Below are 19628 nucleotides of genomic sequence, written 5' to 3'. Positions count from 1 at the left end.
GCTTGTCTGCTGAACCACGTACTCAATGAAACCGCACCAGGCATACCTACGTGAACGATTTTCGTCCCGCGCCCATTTCCCCCGCCTAAAAAGTGGAAAGCGCGGCTAGACGTCGACTAGACCGGATTACCCTCGGCGTCCCAATGCGAGGCGACCTTCTTGCTCGGCTGGACGCGGGGCGGCTCCCCCGGCATCTTCGGATAGTTCGGCGGGTACGGCATATCGCCGAGTCCCCGCTCCTTCTCGTCGGCGCGAACCATCTCCAACAGGGGCTCGATCGACTGCGCGACCGAGTCGATGTCGGCCCACGGATCCGGCCGTCCCGCAATGAAATCCGGAACCGTCGAGATGGTGTAGTCGTCGGGATCGGCCTCGCGCAGCTCGTCCCAGCTCAGCGGAGTCGAGACTGTCGCGATCGGGGTCTTGCGCGCGGAGTACGCCGACGCGAAGGTGCGGTCGCGGGCGTTCTGGTTGTAATCGATGAAGATCCGCTGCCCACGTTCCTCCTTCCACCACGACGTCGTCACCCCATCCGGCGCCCGCCGTTCCACCTCGCGCGCCAACGCGATTCCGGCACGACGCACCGCGATGAAGTCCCAATCTGTCTTGATCCGCAAAAAGATATGCACGCCCCGCCCGCCCGAGGTCTTCGGATAACCGACGAGCCCAAGCTCATCGAGCAACGGTTTGAGGATGTCCACCGCGACGGTGCGCGCCTCGACGAACCCGGTGCCGGGCTGCGGATCGAGATCGATGCGGAGTTCGTCGGGATGTTCGGTGTCCGGGCAGCGGACCTGCCAGGGATGCAGCGTGATCGTGCCCATCTGTGCGGCCCAGATGACGGCCGACGGATGGGTGACCTTGAGCGCGTCGGCCGTACGACCCGACGGGAACGTCACCACGCAGGTCTCCAGATAGTCGGGATGCTTCTGCGGTACGCGCTTCTGATAGATCTCCTCGCCCTCGATACCGTCGGGGAACCGCTGCAGATGCGTGGGCCGGTCCCGTAGCGCGGTGAGCATCGGGCCCGACGCGACGGCCAGGTAGTACTCGACCAGCTTGCGCTTCGTGCCCTCCTTACCCAGCTTCGGGTAGTAGACCTTGTCGGGATTGGTGAACCGAACCTTGACGCCGTCGACGTCGAGTTCTTCTGCGGGCGTTGCCATCTCAGGACTCCAGGACGTCGTAGAGGTCGTAGTTCAGCGGTACGTCGAGTTGGTCGAAGGTGCAGCTGGCTGGCTCTCGGTCGGGACGCCAGCGGACGAACTTGACGGCATGCCGGAAGCGCCTGCCGTGCACGGTGTTTCCCTCCATCTGGTCGTAGGCGACCTCACAGACCTTCTCCGGTCGCACCGGGATCCAGCGCTTGTCGGCCGCGGAGTTCCACCGGCTAGGATCGCCCTCGCGCATGTCGTCGCCCTCGCGCAGCGGTTCGAGGTCGGCGAGCAGCTTGATCCGGTCTTTGACGCTGAACGACGCTGCGCCACCGACCATCTGGAGCTCGCCATCGTCACGGTATAGACCGAGCAGCACCGATCCGACACCCTCGCCGCTCTTGTGTATCCGGTACCCCATGGCTACGCAGTCGGCGTCGCGGGCGTGCTTGACCTTCACCATCTCTCGCTTGCCGGGCAGATACTTCCCGTCCAGTCGCTTCGCGATGACTCCGTCCAGCCCGGCGCCCTCGAATGTCTCGAGCCATTGCGCGCCCTGTTCTGGGTCTTCCGTCGTGCGGGTGACGTGGCACCAGGTCTTCTGGTTCACCGCGTCGGCCAGCGCGGCCCGACGAACCCGGAACGGTTCACGCATGAGCGACGTGTCGCCCGTGGCGAGCGCATCGAAACCGATGAAGTGCGCGGGTGTCTGCTCGGCCAGCATCTTGATCCGGCTCTGTGCCGGATGGATGCGCTGCGACAGCGACTCCCAGTCCAGCCGGACGCGGCCGTCGATCTCGCGTGGCACGACGATTTCGCCGTCGAGCACACAGCGTGGTGCCAGCTCCTCACGCAGTGCGTCCAGCATCTCGGGGAAATAGCGGCCGAGGTCCTTACCGCTGCGCGACAGCAGCACCACCTCGTCGCCGTCACGGAACACCAGCGCGCGTCTAGTTGACTGAACTTCGGCGAGCCTGCCGGTGGGGTGGGTGCAGCGGGCGGAGGATCCGGTAATGGGCGAGTTGGGACGGGTGGAGTCAGCCGAGTCCGGCCTGCCGTGGCGGGTGATCTTCCCCGATGTCGAGCACGTGGGTGCCACGTCGTACCTGCGGGAGCTGGCGGCGTCGGATTGCAGTCCACTCACAGTTCGAAGTTACGCGTTCGACCTGCTGCGGTGGTTCCGGTTCCTCCACGAACGCCTGATCAATTGGGAGCGAGCCGAACGGGTCGACGTCCGCGCGTTTGTCGAGCACCTGCGGGCGGTGCCCAATCCGCAGCGGTTGCGCCGACGTGCGGATGCGCCGCCGCCGGGGTCGGTGAACGCGGTGACCGGCAAGACGGAGTTGTCGGGCAAGTACGCGCCTCGCACCATCAATCATCAACTGTCGGTCTTGTTCGGGTTCTACGAACACGCCTGTGCCGCCGACCTGGGTCCGTTGGTGAATCCCGTTCCTGCACAGCGTGCTAGGCATGGTGGTCGGCCGCATGCTCACCACAACCCGATGGAAGACTTTGCGATCTTCCGGCGTGCGAACTATCGGCAGAAGACACCCAGACCGGTGTGGCGGGCGATCCCTGATGACGCTGCCGCAGCTCTGTTCAACGCGCTGCGCAGTCACCGCGACAGAGCGCTGGTGAGTTTCTATCTGTCCTCAGGCGTTCGCGCGTCGGAGCTGTTGGGCCTGCGTCACGGCGAACTGGATGCCGGCCGATACACGATCACGGTGACCAGTAAGGGCAGTCGCGTGCGGGAGACGGTCCCCGCGTCGGTGGACTCGTTCGTGTGGCTGGCGCTCTACCTGGCCGAGCAACCACCTATCGAGCCTGGCGCCCCGGTGTGGTGGACCCGACGCTCCCGCCCAGCACCGCTGAACTATCACGCCATGCGCGCGGTGCTGCGCCGCGCCAATGCCAGCTTGGGCGCGAACTGGTCGTTGCACGACTTTCGCCACACCGCCGCTGCGCGGATGCTGGCCGATCCCGCCTTCACCTTGGTCGACGTGCAGACCGTGCTACGCCATGCAAGCGTCACCACCACCCAGATCTACACCCAGCCGCGCCTGGAAGACCTGATCGGCAAGGTCCTTGAACATCACGCCCGACCGAAGGCCGACGCGGCGACCATCGAACCGGCCTATGACGCCGCGGCGGTCCGAGAGCTGCTGGGGCTGCCGCTTTGAGCGCTGAGGACACCCGGTCACCGCAACGCCGACAGGCCGCGGCGACGCGCCGTGCGATGAGCCCTCAAGTCCAGCTGCTGTCGCGCCCCGATTCTCCTCACTTGCAAGCGATCCCGGCGGACAGCCGATTCGGCCCCGCCGGCCTGGTACGTCCCCTGTGGGGTTATGACGCCAATCATGCGCCCCCGCCGCTGCCCGATCATGCCCGCGGTGCGGCGATGCAGGCGTTGAGCATCACTGAACTATGCGACGTCGTCGCCGAGTATCACCAAACCATGGCACCCCAGCAGCTGCAGCCCATCGTTCGAGGAACGCGAGCAGTGTTGGGTGTGCTGGCTCGATATCCCGGGCAGACGTGGGAGCAGCGGTGGCTGGCCAGTGGCTACGACGCCGCACCTCGCACCTGGTTCGAGCATGACGCTTTGCCGCACTACGATCACTGGTCACCCACGCTCAAGGCAGTCAATGCGCTGCTGCGGGTTCGGGCGTTACGGCCGTCATACAGTTGGCTGCTGGACTCCAAGCAAAGAGTGAACCTGTGGAGGTTCCTCGACTACAACGGCGGTCCGGACTTGGAACGGCTACGCGCGCTGCCCGCTTACCAGGACGCGGTGCCCAAGTACCAGGCCGACGCCGAAAAGGCGTTGGCGCGGGTGATGATTCGCACCGGAAAGACCATTGTCGAGGTGTGCGGTGACGATCTGCTGTTTTACGCAGATGTCGTGCGTACCTCGGGGCGGCAGCGGCGCGAACACCTCATCTGGGAGCTGCTGGTCGCGTTGGGCCCCTTGGCGGCGGAAGCACCCACGCTAAGGGCGACGTGGTCGGCGCGGGGCAACTCACGCCAACACAGCGCCGCGACGATGGTCGACCGATACGGCATCCCCGCCTCAGGGGTGCGTGATGTCCTGGTGGGCTACCTCGAAGAGCTTCAGCCCAACATGGACTACGGCTCGTTGGAAGGCTTGGCCTACCGATTGGCCAGGCTGTTCTGGTGCGAGATCCTGCAGATCAACCCCGGTCAGGCCAACTTGGCGATCTCGGCCGAGGTGGTGACTGCGTGGCGAGAACGCTTGGCGCTGACCCTGGACGGCCGACCGCGACGCGAGGTGCATTCGACCCTGTTCGCCGTCCGTGGGATGTATCGCGACTTGGCCGAGTGGTCGCACGACGACCCCGCCCGCTGGGGTGTGTGGGTGGCGCCGTGCCCAGTGCCGCGAGCACTCAGCCGCGCGGCGGCCAAGGAGAAACGCCGCCAGAAGGCCACGATGCAGGACCGCACCCGCATGCTGACGCCGCTGCTACCCGCGATACTGGCGACGGCTGCCGCCCACAAGGACCGCACCGCGCTGCTGCTGCAGCGCGCCCTGGCCTGCGCCCACGACCAGGAGTTCGTGGTCGACGGCTCCACGTTTCTGCGGCATTGCCCACCGCTGCGACGTGACGGCGACGAACGGGCCCGGATCTGGGCGCACCTCGCTCCAGGGCAGCAACGACCGAGCTGGATCCGGGGTCGCGCTCAGCGCATCGACGTAACCGCGCTGGAAGAGGAAGGATTCTGGGGTTGGGCCGTCGTGGAGACGTTGCGTCACACAGGTATTCGCATCGAAGAACTACTGGAGCTGACTCAGCTGTCGCTTCGGCACTACACCGCCTCCACCACCGCCACTCTGGTGCCGTTGCTGCACATCGTGCCGTCCAAGACCGACTGCGAGCGGCTCATCCCCATGACCCCGGAACTGGTGGCGGTGCTGCTTGAGGTGCTGCGCCGCGCCAAGGCCGGCAAGGATCAGGTGCCGCTGTCAGTTGCCTACGACACCAACGACAAGGTCCACAGCGAACCATTTCCACACCTGTTCGCACGTCCCTTGGGCACCCGCCACGAAGTGCTGGGCCGGCACTATGTGCGCCAGATCCTGATCCACCTCGCCACGATCGCCGGGTTGACCGATGCGGGTCGCCCGGTGCACTTCAGTCCGCACGACTTCCGTCGCCTGTTCGCCACCGACGCGGTCAATAACGGCCTGCCGTTGCACATCGCCGCGGCGTTGCTCGGCCACCTCAACCTTGACACCACGCGCGGCTACACGGCGGTGTTCCCGGAGCACATCGTCACTGCCCACCAGGCGTTCATCGAGCGCCGTCGCCAACTGCGACCTTTCGAGGAGGCCAAGGTCGCCGACGACGACGAGTGGGCCGACTTCGAAGAACATTTCCTACTGCGCCGCGTAGCGCTCGGCGAGTGCCACCGCCCCTACGGCACACCCTGCGTCCACGAGCACGCCTGCACTCGATGCCGGTTCCTGCGCGTAGACCCTGCTCAGCTAGGCCGCATCGACGAGATGGCCGAGAACGCCGAGCAGCGCCTCGTAGAGGCGAAGGACCGAGCGTGGCTCGGCGAGGTCGCCGCTCTGGAGGAAAGCATCAAGCATCTGCGTATTCGACAATCCGAGGCTCGGCAACGGCTTTCGCACGGGGCCAACCCGTTCGCGGACCAGAGACCACAATGAGACTGTGAAGCTACCCGTCATGCCACCGGTCTCACCGATGCTGGCCAAATCGGTCTCGGCCATCCCGCCCGATGCGTCCTATGAACCCAAGTGGGACGGGTTCCGTTCGATCTGCTTTCGCGATGGCGCGGAGGTTCAGCTGGGCAGCCGTAACGAACGACCCCTGACCCGGTACTTCCCCGAACTGGTCGCCGCTGTCACCGCTGAGTTGCCCAAGCGATGCGTCATCGACGGTGAGATCATCATCGCCGCCGACCACAGCTTGGACTTCGAGGCGCTGCAGCAGCGCATCCACCCAGCGCAATCGCGAGTACGGATGCTCGCGGAGAAGACCCCAGCGTCCTTCATAGCCTTCGATCTCCTCGCATTGGGCGACGAGGACTACACCCGGCGGCCGTTTACCGAGCGCCGCGACGCACTCGTTGAAGCGTTGGCCGACTCCGGTCCCTCGGTCCACCTCACACCAGCGACCACCGACCTCGCGATCGCACAACGATGGTTTGAAGAGCTCGAAGGAGCCGGCCTCGACGGGGTAATCGCCAAACCGCTGACCGTCACCTATCAGCCCGACAAACGGGTCATGTTCAAGGTCAAGCACCAGCGGACGGCTGACTGTGTCATCGCTGGCTATCGCGTGCATAAGTCCAGCGACGACGCGATCGGCTCCCTACTATTGGGCCTTTACACGGACGACGGCACCCTATCCTCGGTGGGCGTGATCGGAGCGTTCCCGATGGCCAAGAGGCGGCAGTTGTTCAGCGAATTACAGCCGCTGGTAACCAGTTTCGAAAACCACCCGTGGAACTGGGCCGCTCACGACGCCGGTGACCGCACACCGCTCAAGAACGAGGCGTCGCGTTGGAACGCCGGTAAGGATCTCTCGTTCGTCCCGTTGCGACCCGAGCGTGTCGTTGAGGTGCGCTATGACCAAATGGAAGGTGACCGGTTCCGCCACACCGCGCAGTTCAACCGCTGGCGACCCGACCGCGATCCGTGCTCGTGCACGTACGCACAACTGGAGCAGCCATCGGCCTACCGACTCGCCGATATCCTTCCTGGCCTCGATTCCCCCGGAGTCGATATGCCTGGGCAAAGTCGTAGCCCGCGTCGCTGAGCACATTCATTCGCTGTTCACTAACGATCGGTGGCCGAGGCTGCGGTAGGCGCTGGGTGTGGCGTTGAACCAGCGTTTGCAGGATCGTGTGAGGACGCTTTGTTCGGCATACCCGAGCTGATGGCAGATCTGGCGCAGGCTCAGGTTGGTATCGAGCAGCAGCCTGTGGGCGACTTCGCGGCGAGTTTGATCGACGAGTGCGGCGTACGTGGTGTGCTCGGCAGCCAGTCGCCGCTGCAGTGTTTTGGAGTGCAGACCGAAATGGCGGGCCGCGAGTTCGGAGGTCAGTCTCCCGGAGGGCAGCAGTTGCCGGATGACGTTACAAAGGTTGTGGGCCAGGCCCCGGGTGGAGTCACCGAAGGCGGTTGACAGATAGGTCATTGCGAGCTGGTGGGCCAGTGGATCGTGACTCAGCGGCCGTTGCAGGTCGGTGGCGCGCATCGTGAACCCGGAGACCGGCTCGTTGAACAACGGCGGGCACCCGAAGTAGCGGCGGTAGTCAGTCTTGGTGCCCAGCGCTGGGTGGGGCAGGTGCACCGAGACGGGGTGATAGGCGGTGCCCAGGAACAGATGCATGACTCGCAGTGTGACACCGAGGGCGAGCTCGATGGCCTGGGCTTGCGGTGGCGCCGGGTTGAGGAGGAAGTCGTACTCCAAGCGGCACAGCCCGGGGTCGGGATGGCTAGCGATACGGATGGCGATGCCGGGACTGTAGGCGCCCATATAGGTGTCGAGGATCGCGAAGGCGTCGGCGACGGTCGCCGCGGTGCGGGCCGCCACGCCGACCGGCCCGAGAATGTCGATGTCTTGCCGGGTTGCGAGTTGACGACCGAAATCGAGCACGTTGAGCATGGTGGCTGCGGTCTCCACGGCGCCGATGGCGCTGCGCAGTGAAATGTGACGGTCGCGCTGCCCGATGTCGTCAGCGTCGAGGTCGGCCAATACCAGGACGGCAGCTGGGTCGCCCCCATGAGCAGCGATCAGAGGGATGAAGCCGGTCAGCGACGATCCCCGAACCAGCTGCATGTCCAGAAGAGTCAAATAGACGTCCAGAAATGTCAAGACGGCGATGCTGGTCTGCAGCGAGGATGGGCATCGGAGAAACGCCGTGCGCATCGTGGCACTGCTGTCACAAATGTCGAAGCGACCGAAAGAGGACTGCAAGATATGAGCGGGCAAGACATGGTGAACAGAACGCATCTGCCGATCCCGAGTCAGACCCGCACCGGGTTGATCACCTATGACGCGAAGGACCCGGACTGCGCGTTCCCGCCTATTGAGCGGTTACGGCCGCCGGCGGGGGCGCCGAACGTGTTGTTGATTCTGCTCGACGATGTCGGGTTCGGAGCGTCGAGCGCTTTCGGTGGACCCTGCCAGACCCCGGTGGCCGAACGGCTCGCCGACGGGGGGCTGAAGTACAACCGGTTCCACACCACCGCGTTGTGTTCACCGACCCGGCAGGCCCTGCTGACGGGCCGCAATCATCACTCCGTGGGCATGGGTGGCATCACTGAGATCGCCTCCGGGGCACCGGGATACAGCTCAGTATTGCCCAACACGATGGCCCCGATCGCGCGGACCTTGAAGCTCAATGGCTACAACACCGCGCAGTTCGGCAAGTGCCACGAGGTGCCGGTGTGGCAGACCAGCCCGGTCGGGCCATTCGACGCGTGGCCGTCGTCGGGCGGGGGTTTCGAGTACTTCTACGGATTCATCGGTGGCGAAGCCAATCAGTGGTACCCCAGCCTTTATGAGGGCACCACGCCGGTCGAGGTGGACCGCACCCCCGAGGAGGGCTACCACCTCATGGAGGACATGACCGATAAGGCGATCGCCTGGATCGGTCAGCAGAAGGCCTTGGCCCCCGACATCCCTTTCTTCACCTACTTCGCGCCCGGCGCAACCCATGCCCCGCACCATGTTCCCGCGGAGTGGGCCGACAAGTACCGGGGCCGGTTCGATGACGGCTGGGATGTGCTGCGAGAGCGGACGTTTGCCCGCCAGAAGGAGCTCGGGGTGATTCCCCCGGACTGCGAACTCACCGCTCGGCACGCCGAGATTCCTGCGTGGGCGGACATGCCCGAGGAGCTCAAACCTGTGCTGCGTCGCCAGATGGAAGTCTACGCCGGTTTCTTGGAGTACACCGACCACCACGTCGGCCGGCTCATCGACAGCCTCGAGCGCCTCGGCGTGCTGGAAGACACGCTGGTGTTCTACATCATCGGCGACAACGGCGCCTCGGCCGAAGGCACACTCAACGGCACCTACAACGAAATGCTGAACTTCAACGGCATGGCCGCCATCGAAACCCCCGAATTCCTCATGAGCACGATCGACAAGCTTGGCGGACCCGATTCCTACAACCATTACGCGGTGGGCTGGGCGCACGCGATGGACACCCCGTACCAGTGGACCAAACAGGTGGCCTCACACTGGGGCGGCACCCGCAATGGCACCATTGTGCACTGGCCCGCGGCGATCACCGCCAGGGCCGAAGTTCGTAACCAGTTCCACCACGTCATCGACGTCGCGCCAACGATTCTGGAGGCCGCCGGAATCCCTGAGCCGCTGTTCGTCAATGGCGTGCAGCAGCACCCCATCGAGGGCACCAGCATGCTGTACTCGTTCAACGACGGACAGGCCCCCGATCGCCACGAAACTCAGTACTTCGAAATGTTGGGCAACCGCGGTATCTACCACAAGGGCTGGACGGCGGTGACCAAACACGGAACGCCCTGGCTGCTGGTCGGTGCAGACAAACCCGCATTCGACGACGACGTGTGGGAGCTGTACGACACCACCACTGACTGGTCGCAGGCCCGGGATCTGTCGAAAGACATGCCCGACAAGCTGCACGAGCTGCAGCGGTTGTGGTTGATCGAGGCCACCCGCTACAACGTGCTGCCGCTCAATGACGACCCTGCCAGCCGGATGAACTCCGATCTGGCTGGCCGCCCGGTCCTCATCAAGGGCAACACCCAGGTTCTGTTCTCCGGGATGGGCAGGCTGGCAGAAAACTGCGTCCTGAACCTGAAGAACAAGTCGCATTCGGTAACGGCACAGATCGTGGTGCCCGACACCGGTGCTGAGGGTGTGATCGTGGCCCAAGGGGCCAACATCGGCGGCTGGAGCCTGTATGCCACGGGCGGCAAGCTCAAGTACTGCTACAACCTCGGCGGGATCAAGCACTTCTACGCCGAGTCCGCCGATGCCCTGCCCGCAGGCGAACATCAGGTCCGGATGGAATTCGCCTACGCCGGTGATGGATTGGGCAAGGGCGGTGAGGTGACGCTCTACCTCGACGGCCAGAAGGTTGGCGACGGCCACGTGGAAGCCACGTTGGCCAACGTCTTCTCCGCCGACGACGGCTGCGACGTCGGCGTCGACACCGGATCCCCCGTCTCACCCGACTATCCACCGGCCCACAATGCGTTCAACGGTCGCGTCAAAGGCGTGCAGCTGGCCATCGCCGACGCCGCCCAGGCCGACAATCACGTCGTTTCACCCGAAGACGCGGTCCGCATCGCCCTGGCCCGCCAGTAGCACCCATAGAGCTGAGGAAGTGAATTCACAATGAGACTGACACTGAACCCACTTGGGAGCGCCTGTGCACTCGCACTTGCCGCGGGCTTCTTCCTCGGCGGCGGTACGGCCGCCGCCGAGCCGCCCACCGACCCGGTGCGCCCACCGAATTGCGCCGCCGCCGATCTCGCCGGCATCGCCTCTGGGGTTGCGGCCGCGACATCGGCCTACCTGTTCACCCATCCCGATGTGAACGAATTCTTCACTGACCTTCACGGGCATCCTCACGAAGAAGTGCCCGAATCCACCAGAGTGTATTTCGACGCACATCCGCAGGAGCTCGCAGAGCTCAGGGGCATCCGGCAACCGCTGGTCGACTTCCGTAACCGCTGCGGATACGGCGAGCCCAATCTGCTTGAAGGGCAACAGTAGTGAACGGATTGCGTTGGACGGCCCGAGTCCGCGGTATGACTGTCGCGCTCGCATTCCTGACGTTGCCCGGCGCCATTGTGTTGACTGTGCCCACCGGCACGGCCAACGCGGACGTGTGCGCCAGCGCGGGGCGCCGCATCTCGGTCGGGGGGTGTGTCAACATCGCCGATGCAGTCGCCCCCTACGTCCCGCCACCGGCCTACTACGCCCCGCTGCCGGAAGATCCGCCGCCACCTCCACCGCCGCCGCCTGGGTCCAACGTCAGCGGCTGCATTGGCTACAACGGCAGATGGGTCAGCGCCGGAGGCTGCAACTAGGACAGCGCCGAGGGTGCTTGCCCCCCGGCAGCTGGCTCGTGACTGTCAGAGGCGCTTCACGCCGAAAGAACGCGACTCCGCCATCGCTTGACAAGTTCAGTGAAGAAAACCGTCCCACTTCGGCTCGTACGACCACACCCCAGCCTCGGTCGGCACCTTGACCTGGGCTTTGGCGAGCATCGGCTCAAGCGGCGGCTGCACGGGGAGATCCACTTCACCCATTATTGCGTCCACGAGCGGTAGTCATCGGTAGTTGTCGTGCAGACGCCACCATTCATAGGGTGGCCCCTGCGGCCGTCCAGCAGGCACGTCCTGAGTCATCCTGGCGCGCGGCGGGACGCCAAGGTCGTCCCGCGCCTTCATCAACGCCTTCTCTTCGGCCAACAGTTCGTCGCGGGCGGCCTGCCATTCGTCGCGCGGGACAATTTGCGGCAGCGCAATGGCGTCGTTCGTCACCGACGGCGCCGGAATGGCGGGGCCCTGCTGCTTCGCAAAGTTCTCGCCCATACATGAGTAGACCTCTCAGCGCGTGCATAGTCATCGGGTGCAGGAGCAGTGCAGGATCGATGTGTGTCGATATCCACCCTTCACGATCCCGACCGGCGTGCTTTCGCGAGCGACAACTACGCAGGCGCGCATCCCGAGGTGCTGACCGCACTAGCCGCCGCCAACGGCGGGCACCAGGTCGCCTACGGCGAAGACAGCTATACCGAACGGCTCGCGGACGTGATCCGCGCACACTTCGGCGAGCGCGCCCTGACGTTCCCGGTCTTCAACGGCACAGGCGCCAACGTCGTCGCACTCACCAGCCTGCTGCCGCGTTGGGGCGCCGTCGTGACGGCGTCGAGCGCGCACATCCACACGGACGAGGCCGGCGCCCCGGAACGGATGACCGGCCTCAAACTCCTCACCGTTCCCACCGCCGACGGCAAGCTGACACCCGAATTGGTCGCCCGCGAGGCCTGGGGCTGGGGCGACGAACACCGCGCCCAGCCACTCGCGGTGAGCATCACGCAGGCCACCGAACTGGGCACCGTCTACACACCGGACGAGGTGCGGGCGTTGTGCGAGTTCGCACACGCGCACGGTATGGCCGTCCACATGGACGGCGCCCGGCTGTGGAACGCGGCCGCGGCGCTCGGCGTCGGTTTCCGCGAGTTCACCACCGACGCGGGTGTCGACATCCTCAGCCTGGGTGGCACCAAGAACGGCCTCCTCGGCGCGGAGGCTGTGGTGGTGCTCCACTCGGACGGCTCCAGTGGACTGGTGTTCCTGCGCAAGCTGACCATGCAGCTCGCGAGCAAGATGCGGTTCGCATCGGCACAGTTGCTTGCGCTCTTCGAGGACGATCTGGGGGTACGCAACGCCACCCATGCCAACGCGATGACGCAACGCCTGCGCGCCGCACTGGAGGCTGGCATCGCCGACGGTACGCTTCGCGGGCTTGCCTTCACCCAGGACAGCCAGGCGAACGCGATCTTCGCGACGCTACCGACCGAGGTGGCCGACCGGATCCGTGAACGCGTGCGGTTCTACGACTGGGACCGGGCCCGCGGCGAGGTCCGGTGGATGACCGCATGGGACACCACACCTGAGGACGTCGACGATTTCGTCGGCATCGTCGCCGAAGAGTTCGCACGCTGCTGATGAGCCCCGAGATCTATTCACCTGAAACGCCTTTCGCCTATGCTGTGGACGCGGTCCGACGCGGCGAGAAGAGCTCCGACGAAGCCGCCGACGAAATACTGCGCATGCTGACGGACCGCGAGCTGCTGTGGCTGCTCGACGGCGATAAGCCGATGGTCAGATCCGTCGTCGACGGTGCGCGGACTCGGACGAACTTCCTCGCCGTCACGGCGGGCCGCATCGACCGGATCGGCATCCCGGGGCTGCGTTTCACCGACGGTCCGCGCGGCGTGGGCATCGCACCGTCGACCAGCTTTCCCGTCTCCATTGCACGGGCCGCAACCTGGGACATCGACATCGAACGGCGCGTTGCCGCCGCGATCGCGGCCGAGGCGCGCGCCCACGGCGCCAACTTCTGGGGTGGTCTATGCATCAACGTCGCCCCGTTCCCCGGCTGGGGACGCGCCCAGGAGTCCTACGGTGAAGATCCGCTGCTCATCGGCGAAATGGGCTGCGCAGCAATCGAAGGTGCGAAGCCATGGGTGATCACGAGCGTGAAGCACTTCGCCCTCAACTCCATGGAGGAGGCGCGGTTCCAGGTCGACGTCAGCGTGCCGGAGGACATCCTCCACGAGCGATACCTTCCGCACTTCCGCCGAGCCGTCGAGGGCGGGGTGGATTCGGTGATGTCCGCCTACAACTCGGTCAACGGCGAATGGGCCGGGGAGAACTCCCACGTGCTGACCGAGATTCTGCGCGACCAGTGGGGGTTCGCCGGATTCGTGCACACCGACTGGGTGTGGGGTCTGCGGTATCCGGTCAAATCCGTTGCGGCAGGCCAGGACGTGGAGATGCCGTTCCGGCAGCAGCGTGCTCGCGCGTTACCTGCGGCGCTGCGCTCCGGCGAGTTGAAGCGGGACGACGTGGTGCGGGCCGGAGCCCGTATCCTGCGCACCCAGCTCGAGTTCGCCGCGCGTGCCCTACCCGCTCCCCCTCGATCGGTCGTCGCCGGTGCCGATCACCGCGCGCTGGCCCGCGAGGTGGCCCACCGGGCGACGGTACTGTTGCGGAACGAAAAAGCCGACGGGACACCGCTCTTGCCGCTGACAGAGCAACATTTGCAGCGTGTAGCGGTACTCGGCCGTCTCGCCGACCGGCCCAACCTGGGTGACACGGGATCGTCGAACGTCAGACCTCCACACACCGTCTCGGTACGGCAGGGCCTGCGGGAGCGGCTCGGAAGTCATCGAGTGGTCACGGACGCGCGCAGCGCCGACGTCGCGGTGGTCATTGTCGGCCTGACGCCGAAGGACGAGGGCGAGGCGTTGATCGCCCTCGATGCCGACACGATGGCGTTGTTCGGCGGAATCATGCGTCGGCCATGGGTCGCCAAACTCGCCAGCGCGCTGTTCAAGTTCTCGCAGCGGTGGTGGACGTTCGGCGGTGACCGCGCCGATCTGCGATTGCACGGTGAGGACGTCGCGCTCATTCGTGCCGTCGCCGCGGCCAACCCGCACACCGTGGTGGTGGTCATAGGAGGGGGCACCGTGGTCGTCGACCCGTGGGACCGTGATGTCTCCGCGGTGCTGATGGCCTGGTACCCCGGGATGGAGGGTGGCCGCGCGATCGCCGACATCTTGTTGGGCGACGCCGAACCGGCCGGGCGGATGCCGGTCGCTACCCCGGTACGACACGATCAACTGCCGCAGGTGAATTGGCGTTCCCGCGCGGTCACCTACGACCGTTGGTGGGGGCAGCGCAAGCTCGATCGCGACGGCGTGCCTGCGGCGTATCCGCTCGGGTTCGGGCTCGGCTACACGACGTTCACGATCACCGAGTTGACGCTCAGCCCTGTGCGCGGTGAGCACTTCGACGCGACGGTCACCGTCTCCAACACCGGCGACCGCGACGGCCGCCACGTGGTACAGGTGTACGCGGTGCGTGCGGTCGACGGAAACCCGGTGCGCCACCTCGTCGGCTTCACCTCGATTGCGGTCTTGGCCGGTGAAAGCGCCTCAGTCACGGTCGACTGCTCCGCTCGACCGCTGCAGCGGTGGACTGACGCGGGTTTCGTGCTCGACGAAGGCGACATCACCGTGGAAGCCGGCGGCTACTGCGGCGATCCGAACGCTGCGCGGTCACCACTGGTGTGCTGACACACATTGCTCGCCATACGCCCGTACAGGAACGGCGGATGTCAGAATACGAGGCATGGCGAAGCCGTCGCGGCGCGTGGGTGCCGAAACGTCCAAGACAAGGGACAACCTGCTCGACTGCGTCGAAACGATGATGCTCGAAGAAGGATACGCGAGCGTCACGTATCGCGCCCTGGCCGCCAAGGCCGGGGTCACCCCGAGCCTGGTGCAGTATTACTTCCCCACCTTGGATGACGTTTTCATCGCGGCGATCCGGCGTTATTCGGACCGCAATCTCGATCACCTCAACAAGATTCTGGAGAAGCGGACCGAAGACCCGCTGCGCGCGCTGTGGGAGTACAGCTGGGACGAGGCGACCGGCGCGATGATGACGGAGTTCATGGCGCTGGGCAATCACCGCAAGTCGATTCGCACCGAGATCGCCGCCGTGACCGAAAGTGTGCGCAAGCTCCAGCTCGATGCGCTTGTCGCGAAGTTCGGCGCAGACGCCCGACCGTGGGGCGATCTGTCGCTACCGGCTCTGCAGCTGCTGATCTCCAGCCTGCCGAAGTTCCTCAACCTCGAAAAGGGTGTCGGGGTCGACACCGCGCATGCCGACCTGACCAAGGCATTCGAACGTTATCTGGATTCGATCGAGCCGAACCCTAAGCGGAAACCGGCTGCCCGCAAACGGTCCCGCTGACTGCCCCGACCCCTACGTGGGCTGTACGTTCGTATGGCGTCGATGCTATACAATCGTACAACTGGTCGTCGCGGAAAGGACAGTTCATGACGGACACCGATGAGCTCGAGCAGCTTCGCCTGCGCGTGCAGTACCTCGAGGACCGCACCGCGATTCTCGACTGCGTGATGAATCAGGCACGCGGACACGACCGTCACGATGCCGAACTCATGGGCAGCGTCTACTTCGAGGACGGCATCGACGAGCACGGCCCGACCGTGAAAACCGGCCCCGAGTACGGTGAATGGGCCAATCAGGCGCATTCCGCGGTGTTCGAGGATCACCTACACAACATCACCACCCACACCTGTGAGATCAACGGCGATGAGGCCCACGCCGAGAGCTACGTGATGGGCGCCATGCGCGTCAAGGGCGGAAAGATCGTGTCCTTGATGGGCGGCCGCTATCTGGACCGCCTCGAGCGGCGCGACGGGGTCTGGAAGATCGCGCTTCGCCGCTGCACCATCGAATGGATGATCAGCGGTGACTCATCGGTGCTCAACTCCGGTGCGGTCCAGGGATTCATCAAGGGCAAGTGGGACCGCAGCGACGCCTCCTACATCCGTCCCCTCAAGCTGGAGAGCGAACCCGTTGAGCGGTGGTGACCTGTGAACCTCGCGGGTCGCGTCGCGCTCATCACCGGCGGTGCGTCCGGCATCGGTCGCGCGACAGCGGTGCGCCTCGCGGCCGAGGGGATGCGCGTGTGTGTCGTCGACATCGACGGTGATGCCGCCTCCGAGGTGGCCAGCACCGTCGACGGCATCGGATTGCATTGCGATGTCACCGATCCGGAGCAGGTGGATACCGCCTTCGCGTCCTGCCTGACCGCGTTCGGGGGGCTCGATCTGGCGTTTCTGAACGCGGGCATCACCATCCACTGGACCGGTGACATCGGATCCCTGGACCTGGCCCAGTACCGCCGGTCGGTGGGGGTGAATCTCGACGGCGTGGTGTTCGGGGTACGCGCCGCTGTGCGTGCCATGCGGTCGCTGGGCGGTGACTCAGACCGCGCGATCCTGGCCACCGCCTCCCTGGCCGGGCTGATGCCGTGGCATCCCGATCCGGTCTACTCGCTCGGCAAGCACGGTGTCGTCGGATTCATGCGGTCGATCGCCCCGAACCTGGCCGCCGAAGACTTTGCGGTGCATACCATTTGCCCGGGTATCACTGAGACCGGCGTTCTCGGTGATCGGCGGTCGCTCGTCGAAAGCATCGGTGTGCCCGTGATGGAACCCGAAGCGGTCGTCGACGGAGTGCTGGCAGCGCTGGCGGCACCGAAGAGCGCCGCCGGATCCTGCTGGGTGATCCAGCACGGAAAGCGGCCGTGGACCATGGATTTCGCGGCGGTAGAGGGTCCTGACAGCCGGCTCAACCTGCCCGTGCGACCGCGTTAGCCGACGATCGCGGGCATCGAGTCCCAGCCCCGCACCGTGGCCGTCGGGGCGCGGACCGCGTTCTCCTCGTCGATGGTCCAGTCGGGCCAGCGCTTCAGGATCTCCTCGAGTGCCACCCGTCCCTCGACGCGGGCCAGCGACGTCCCAAGGCAGAAATGCGCTCCGCGACCGAACGTCAGATGGTTGGGGTTGCGCCGGATGTCGAAGGTGTCGGGGTCGTCGAACCTGCGCTCGTCCCGATTGGCCGCACCCGCCATCAGCAGCAGTGCACGGCCGGCCGGCACGGTCTGTCCTTGGTACTCAACGCCTTTGGCCACGTATCGGGCGATGTTGTGTACGGGCGGCTCGACGCGCAGCACCTCTTCGATGGCGCCGGGAATCAACGACGGGTCCGCCGCAAGCTCGCGGCGCGCGTCCGGATGATCGGCCAGCACTTTGCCGAGCCAGCCGAACAACCGGCCCACCGTCTCGGTACCGGCATTGGCGATGACACCGAGGAACACCAGCAGCTCCTCGGTCCGCAACTTCCGCTTCTGCCCGTCGACATCCTCGAATTCGACGTTGAGCAGTTCGGTGACCAGGTCATCGGACGGGTTGTCCTTGCGCCAGGACACATAGTCCCGAAACATGTTGCCGTTGAAGTAGTTGTCCTTCTTGACCGGTAATGGCTCGCCCGGTTTGTTGCGCAACCGCGCCCCAGCGACCTTGCGAACGCTGCGCTGCAGTGAGTCCGGCATTCCGACCAGCATGCCGATGACCCGCATCGGCATCTCCGAACCGAGATCGAGCGTGAAATCGAAACGGTCGCCGTCGCTTAGCGGATCAAGGCACGCCGCACAGAACGTCCTGATCTGCTCCTCGATCGCCGCCATCTTCCTCGGAGTGAAGGCCCGCGACACGAGTAAGCGGTGCACCGTGTGCACCGGAGGGTCCTCGTTGATGAACACCCCGTCCGGCATGACCGGTTCGGCCTTCACGACCTCGAGAATGTCGCCCTTGGCGTTACTGAGGTTGTCGACGTCCCGCAGCGCGGATTCGACGTCCGCGAAGCGACTCAGACCCCAGAAGTCGAACTTCTCGTTGTAGTACACCGGCGCCTCGTCACGCAGCCGCTTGTACACCGGATAGGGATCCCGATCGATCTCGACGTTGTAGGGGTCGTAGTACAGAACGCTCACCTGTACGATCGTACAGCACGCTATCCACGCACAGGGAGAGTCGATGGACATCGGATTCGTCAGCCTGAACACGCCGCATGATCTCGCGCCTGGCGATCTCGCAAAGGAGCTGGAGCAGCGCGGGTTCGAGTCGCTGTGGGTGGGTGAGCATCCACAGATCCCGGTGTCCTCTGCAGGCGCCATGCCTGCGGCGCTGCTGCACGCACAACAGCGGATGTGGGATCCCCTGCTGTCCCTGGCTGCCGCGGCACAATCGACCACCACGCTCCGCCTCGGCACTGCGGTGGCGTTGCCTCTCGAGCACGAGTTGTTCTTGTTCGCAAAGCAAGTGGCCACTCTCGACCGGTTCAGCGCAGGCCGGCTTCTGCTGGGCGTAGGAGTCGGGATGCGAGCGGAACTCGCGGTCTCCAATCCGATCGCCTGGGCGGACCGCTACCGGGCCCTGTCCGACATGGTCGCTGCGCTGCGGGTGCTGTGGACCGCCGACGAAGCCGAACACCACGGTGACTTCTACGACTTCGACCCGGTCTGGTGTCATCCCAAACCACATCAGCAGCCGGCTCCGCCACTGCTGGTGGCGGCCACCGGCCCGAGAGCCATCCGAGAAAGCCTCCCGTGGGCCGACGGTTGGCTGCCCGGCGATGCGGCATTCCGGGATGTTTCGCAGGCGCTGGCCGATTTCCGGCGTCTCGCCGAGGACGCAGGCCGAGACCCGGCGACCCTCGACCTGACCATCATGGCCTGGGGCGACCCGTCCGCCAATCGTCTCGCGCGCTACCGCGACCTCGGGTTCAACCGGGTGGTGATCGGCGGTGGTCGCCGCGACGGCAATGACCCCTCGACCGCACTACCGTTCCTCGACCGCTACGCCGCGATGATCGACGAATTGCGTTGAACTAGACCGGAATGGGTCGAACCTTCTCGTTGACCAACTCGATCAGCTGACCGTCAGGATCCCGCACCATTGCGGCGAACCCTCCGCCCGGATCAGCGACCACGCTCCCCCCGGCGTCGGTCACCGCGGCCTGAGCCGCGGACAGATCGGGCACCGCGATCGACAGGTGCGTCAGTCCGGCGCCCACCATCCCACGCTCGGGCTCATCGGGCGCCGGATAGCCCGAGAACGTCAGCAACTGCAGAATGACACCGTCGTTGCGCAGGTATACCGCCTCGAAACCGATCGGCGGAGCCAGGCCGAGCAGGCCCTGCGCCATCTGGTCGGGCACGGTGAGGCGCTTCACCTCGGTGAAGCCAAGGGCGGCATAGAACTTCAGGGACGCATCCAGGTCGCGAACTCGGAGACCGATGTGGCTGACATTCATGG

At 65.3% G+C, this 19628-nt stretch carries 18 protein-coding genes and 1 pseudogene; 12 read left to right on the top strand and 7 right to left on the bottom strand.

The window, feature by feature from the left end; genetic code table 11:
• Positions 1–116 precede the first annotated feature (116 nt).
• A complete protein-coding gene (gene ligD, locus H7J93_RS27830; protein ID WP_267309506.1) occupies positions 117–1166 on the bottom strand; it encodes a non-homologous end-joining DNA ligase in 1050 nt (349 codons plus the stop codon).
• A 1-nt stretch (position 1167) separates the two neighbouring features.
• Positions 1168–2223, bottom strand: coding sequence for an ATP-dependent DNA ligase (locus H7J93_RS27825; protein ID WP_443677677.1), 1056 nt, complete (start codon positions 2221–2223; stop codon positions 1168–1170).
• On the opposite strand from H7J93_RS27825, the gene H7J93_RS27820 reads away from it, so the two are divergent.
• The 3 genes from H7J93_RS27820 (at position 2168) to H7J93_RS27810 (ending at position 6958) form a co-directional block, all read left to right on the top strand.
• Complete coding sequence (locus H7J93_RS27820; RefSeq protein WP_267309504.1) at positions 2168–3334, top strand: tyrosine-type recombinase/integrase; 1167 nt, start codon at positions 2168–2170, stop codon at positions 3332–3334. The two genes, H7J93_RS27825 and H7J93_RS27820, sit on opposite strands and share 56 nt — an antisense overlap.
• A 101-nt stretch (positions 3335–3435) precedes the next feature.
• Positions 3436–5844, top strand: coding sequence for a tyrosine-type recombinase/integrase (locus tag H7J93_RS27815; protein WP_267309503.1), 2409 nt, complete (start codon positions 3436–3438; stop codon positions 5842–5844).
• 4 nt (positions 5845–5848) lie between these two features.
• Positions 5849–6958 carry an ATP-dependent DNA ligase gene (locus H7J93_RS27810; RefSeq protein ID WP_267309502.1) on the top strand — a complete coding sequence of 370 codons (1110 nt, stop codon included), beginning with the start codon at positions 5849–5851 and terminating at the stop codon, positions 6956–6958.
• 6 nt (positions 6959–6964) lie between these two features.
• Here H7J93_RS27810 and H7J93_RS27805 read toward each other — a convergent pair whose 3' ends face one another.
• On the bottom strand, positions 6965–7984 hold the full coding sequence (locus H7J93_RS27805; protein ID WP_267309501.1) for an AraC family transcriptional regulator: 1020 nt from the start codon (positions 7982–7984) through the stop codon (positions 6965–6967).
• Positions 7985–8140: 156 nt separating this feature from the next.
• Between H7J93_RS27805 and H7J93_RS27800 the strand changes: the two genes are divergently transcribed.
• Genes H7J93_RS27800 through H7J93_RS27790 form a run of 3 tightly spaced genes read left to right on the top strand, consistent with a single transcriptional unit; the run spans position 8141 to position 11229 of the window.
• On the top strand, positions 8141–10501 hold the full coding sequence (locus tag H7J93_RS27800) for an arylsulfatase (protein WP_267309602.1): 2361 nt from the start codon (positions 8141–8143) through the stop codon (positions 10499–10501).
• Positions 10502–10531: 30 nt separating this feature from the next.
• Entirely contained in the window at positions 10532–10912 is a 381-nt protein-coding gene (locus H7J93_RS27795) for a heme-binding protein (protein WP_267309500.1), read from the top strand.
• 35 nt (positions 10913–10947) lie between these two features.
• The gene (locus tag H7J93_RS27790) at positions 10948–11229 is read left to right on the top strand and encodes a hypothetical protein (RefSeq protein WP_267309499.1); all 282 of its coding nucleotides are present in this window, start codon (positions 10948–10950) and stop codon (positions 11227–11229) included.
• Positions 11230–11334: 105 nt separating this feature from the next.
• Here the strand turns inward: H7J93_RS27790 and H7J93_RS27785 are convergent.
• Both H7J93_RS27785 and H7J93_RS27780 read right to left on the bottom strand, forming a co-directional pair.
• Positions 11335–11451, bottom strand: a pseudogene (locus H7J93_RS27785) (ATP-dependent DNA ligase); the annotation flags it as partial.
• Positions 11452–11472: 21 nt separating this feature from the next.
• Positions 11473–11736, bottom strand: a complete 264-nt coding sequence (locus H7J93_RS27780) for a DUF899 family protein (RefSeq protein ID WP_267309498.1) — start codon at positions 11734–11736, stop codon at positions 11473–11475.
• A gap of 63 nt (positions 11737–11799) precedes the next feature.
• Between H7J93_RS27780 and H7J93_RS27775 the strand changes: the two genes are divergently transcribed.
• From H7J93_RS27775 to H7J93_RS27755, 5 genes are all read left to right on the top strand, one after another.
• Positions 11800–12876 carry a threonine aldolase family protein gene (locus tag H7J93_RS27775; protein ID WP_267309497.1) on the top strand — a complete coding sequence of 359 codons (1077 nt, stop codon included), beginning with the start codon at positions 11800–11802 and terminating at the stop codon, positions 12874–12876.
• Complete coding sequence (locus H7J93_RS27770) at positions 12876–15011, top strand: beta-glucosidase family protein (protein WP_267309496.1); 2136 nt, start codon at positions 12876–12878, stop codon at positions 15009–15011. The genes H7J93_RS27775 and H7J93_RS27770 overlap by 1 nt, the downstream gene beginning before the upstream one ends.
• Before the next feature lie 55 nt (positions 15012–15066).
• A complete protein-coding gene (locus H7J93_RS27765; RefSeq protein ID WP_267309495.1) occupies positions 15067–15693 on the top strand; it encodes a TetR/AcrR family transcriptional regulator in 627 nt (208 codons plus the stop codon).
• Between the two features lie 86 nt (positions 15694–15779).
• Positions 15780–16337 carry a nuclear transport factor 2 family protein gene (locus H7J93_RS27760; protein ID WP_267309494.1) on the top strand — a complete coding sequence of 186 codons (558 nt, stop codon included), beginning with the start codon at positions 15780–15782 and terminating at the stop codon, positions 16335–16337.
• 3 nt (positions 16338–16340) lie between these two features.
• Entirely contained in the window at positions 16341–17126 is a 786-nt protein-coding gene (locus H7J93_RS27755; RefSeq protein WP_267309493.1) for an SDR family oxidoreductase, read from the top strand.
• Here the strand turns inward: H7J93_RS27755 and H7J93_RS27750 are convergent.
• Positions 17123–18304 carry a cytochrome P450 gene (locus tag H7J93_RS27750; RefSeq protein ID WP_267309492.1) on the bottom strand — a complete coding sequence of 394 codons (1182 nt, stop codon included), beginning with the start codon at positions 18302–18304 and terminating at the stop codon, positions 17123–17125. The two genes, H7J93_RS27755 and H7J93_RS27750, sit on opposite strands and share 4 nt — an antisense overlap.
• A 43-nt stretch (positions 18305–18347) precedes the next feature.
• On the opposite strand from H7J93_RS27750, the gene H7J93_RS27745 reads away from it, so the two are divergent.
• A complete protein-coding gene (locus H7J93_RS27745; protein ID WP_267309491.1) occupies positions 18348–19199 on the top strand; it encodes a TIGR03619 family F420-dependent LLM class oxidoreductase in 852 nt (283 codons plus the stop codon).
• A gap of 1 nt (position 19200) precedes the next feature.
• Here the strand turns inward: H7J93_RS27745 and H7J93_RS27740 are convergent, their stop codons facing one another.
• Positions 19201–19626, bottom strand: a complete 426-nt coding sequence (locus H7J93_RS27740) for a VOC family protein (RefSeq protein ID WP_267309490.1) — start codon at positions 19624–19626, stop codon at positions 19201–19203.
• Positions 19627–19628 lie beyond the last annotated feature (2 nt).

Origin of the sequence: Mycobacterium barrassiae, assembly GCF_025822765.1 — a bacterium.
GTDB classification, from domain to species: domain Bacteria; phylum Actinomycetota; class Actinomycetes; order Mycobacteriales; family Mycobacteriaceae; genus Mycobacterium; species Mycobacterium barrassiae.
Note: the sequence above shows the minus strand (reverse complement) of the source record. Positions and strands in the feature narration are given on the sequence as shown.

Coding starts and splice junctions, on each gene's coding strand:
- H7J93_RS27760 (WP_267309494.1), top strand. CDS start 15,780: ATGACGGACACCGATGAGCTCGAGCAGCTTCGCCTGCGCGTGCAGTAC.
- H7J93_RS27805 (WP_267309501.1), bottom strand. CDS start 7,984: ATGCAGCTGGTTCGGGGATCGTCGCTGACCGGCTTCATCCCTCTGATC.
- H7J93_RS27795 (WP_267309500.1), top strand. CDS start 10,532: ATGAGACTGACACTGAACCCACTTGGGAGCGCCTGTGCACTCGCACTT.
- H7J93_RS27745 (WP_267309491.1), top strand. CDS start 18,348: ATGGACATCGGATTCGTCAGCCTGAACACGCCGCATGATCTCGCGCCT.
- H7J93_RS27820 (WP_267309504.1), top strand. CDS start 2,168: ATGGGCGAGTTGGGACGGGTGGAGTCAGCCGAGTCCGGCCTGCCGTGG.
- H7J93_RS27790 (WP_267309499.1), top strand. CDS start 10,948: ATGACTGTCGCGCTCGCATTCCTGACGTTGCCCGGCGCCATTGTGTTG.
- ligD (WP_267309506.1), bottom strand. CDS start 1,166: ATGGCAACGCCCGCAGAAGAACTCGACGTCGACGGCGTCAAGGTTCGG.
- H7J93_RS27765 (WP_267309495.1), top strand. CDS start 15,067: ATGGCGAAGCCGTCGCGGCGCGTGGGTGCCGAAACGTCCAAGACAAGG.
- H7J93_RS27780 (WP_267309498.1), bottom strand. CDS start 11,736: ATGGGCGAGAACTTTGCGAAGCAGCAGGGCCCCGCCATTCCGGCGCCG.
- H7J93_RS27800 (WP_267309602.1), top strand. CDS start 8,141: ATGGTGAACAGAACGCATCTGCCGATCCCGAGTCAGACCCGCACCGGG.
- H7J93_RS27770 (WP_267309496.1), top strand. CDS start 12,876: ATGAGCCCCGAGATCTATTCACCTGAAACGCCTTTCGCCTATGCTGTG.
- H7J93_RS27740 (WP_267309490.1), bottom strand. CDS start 19,626: ATGAATGTCAGCCACATCGGTCTCCGAGTTCGCGACCTGGATGCGTCC.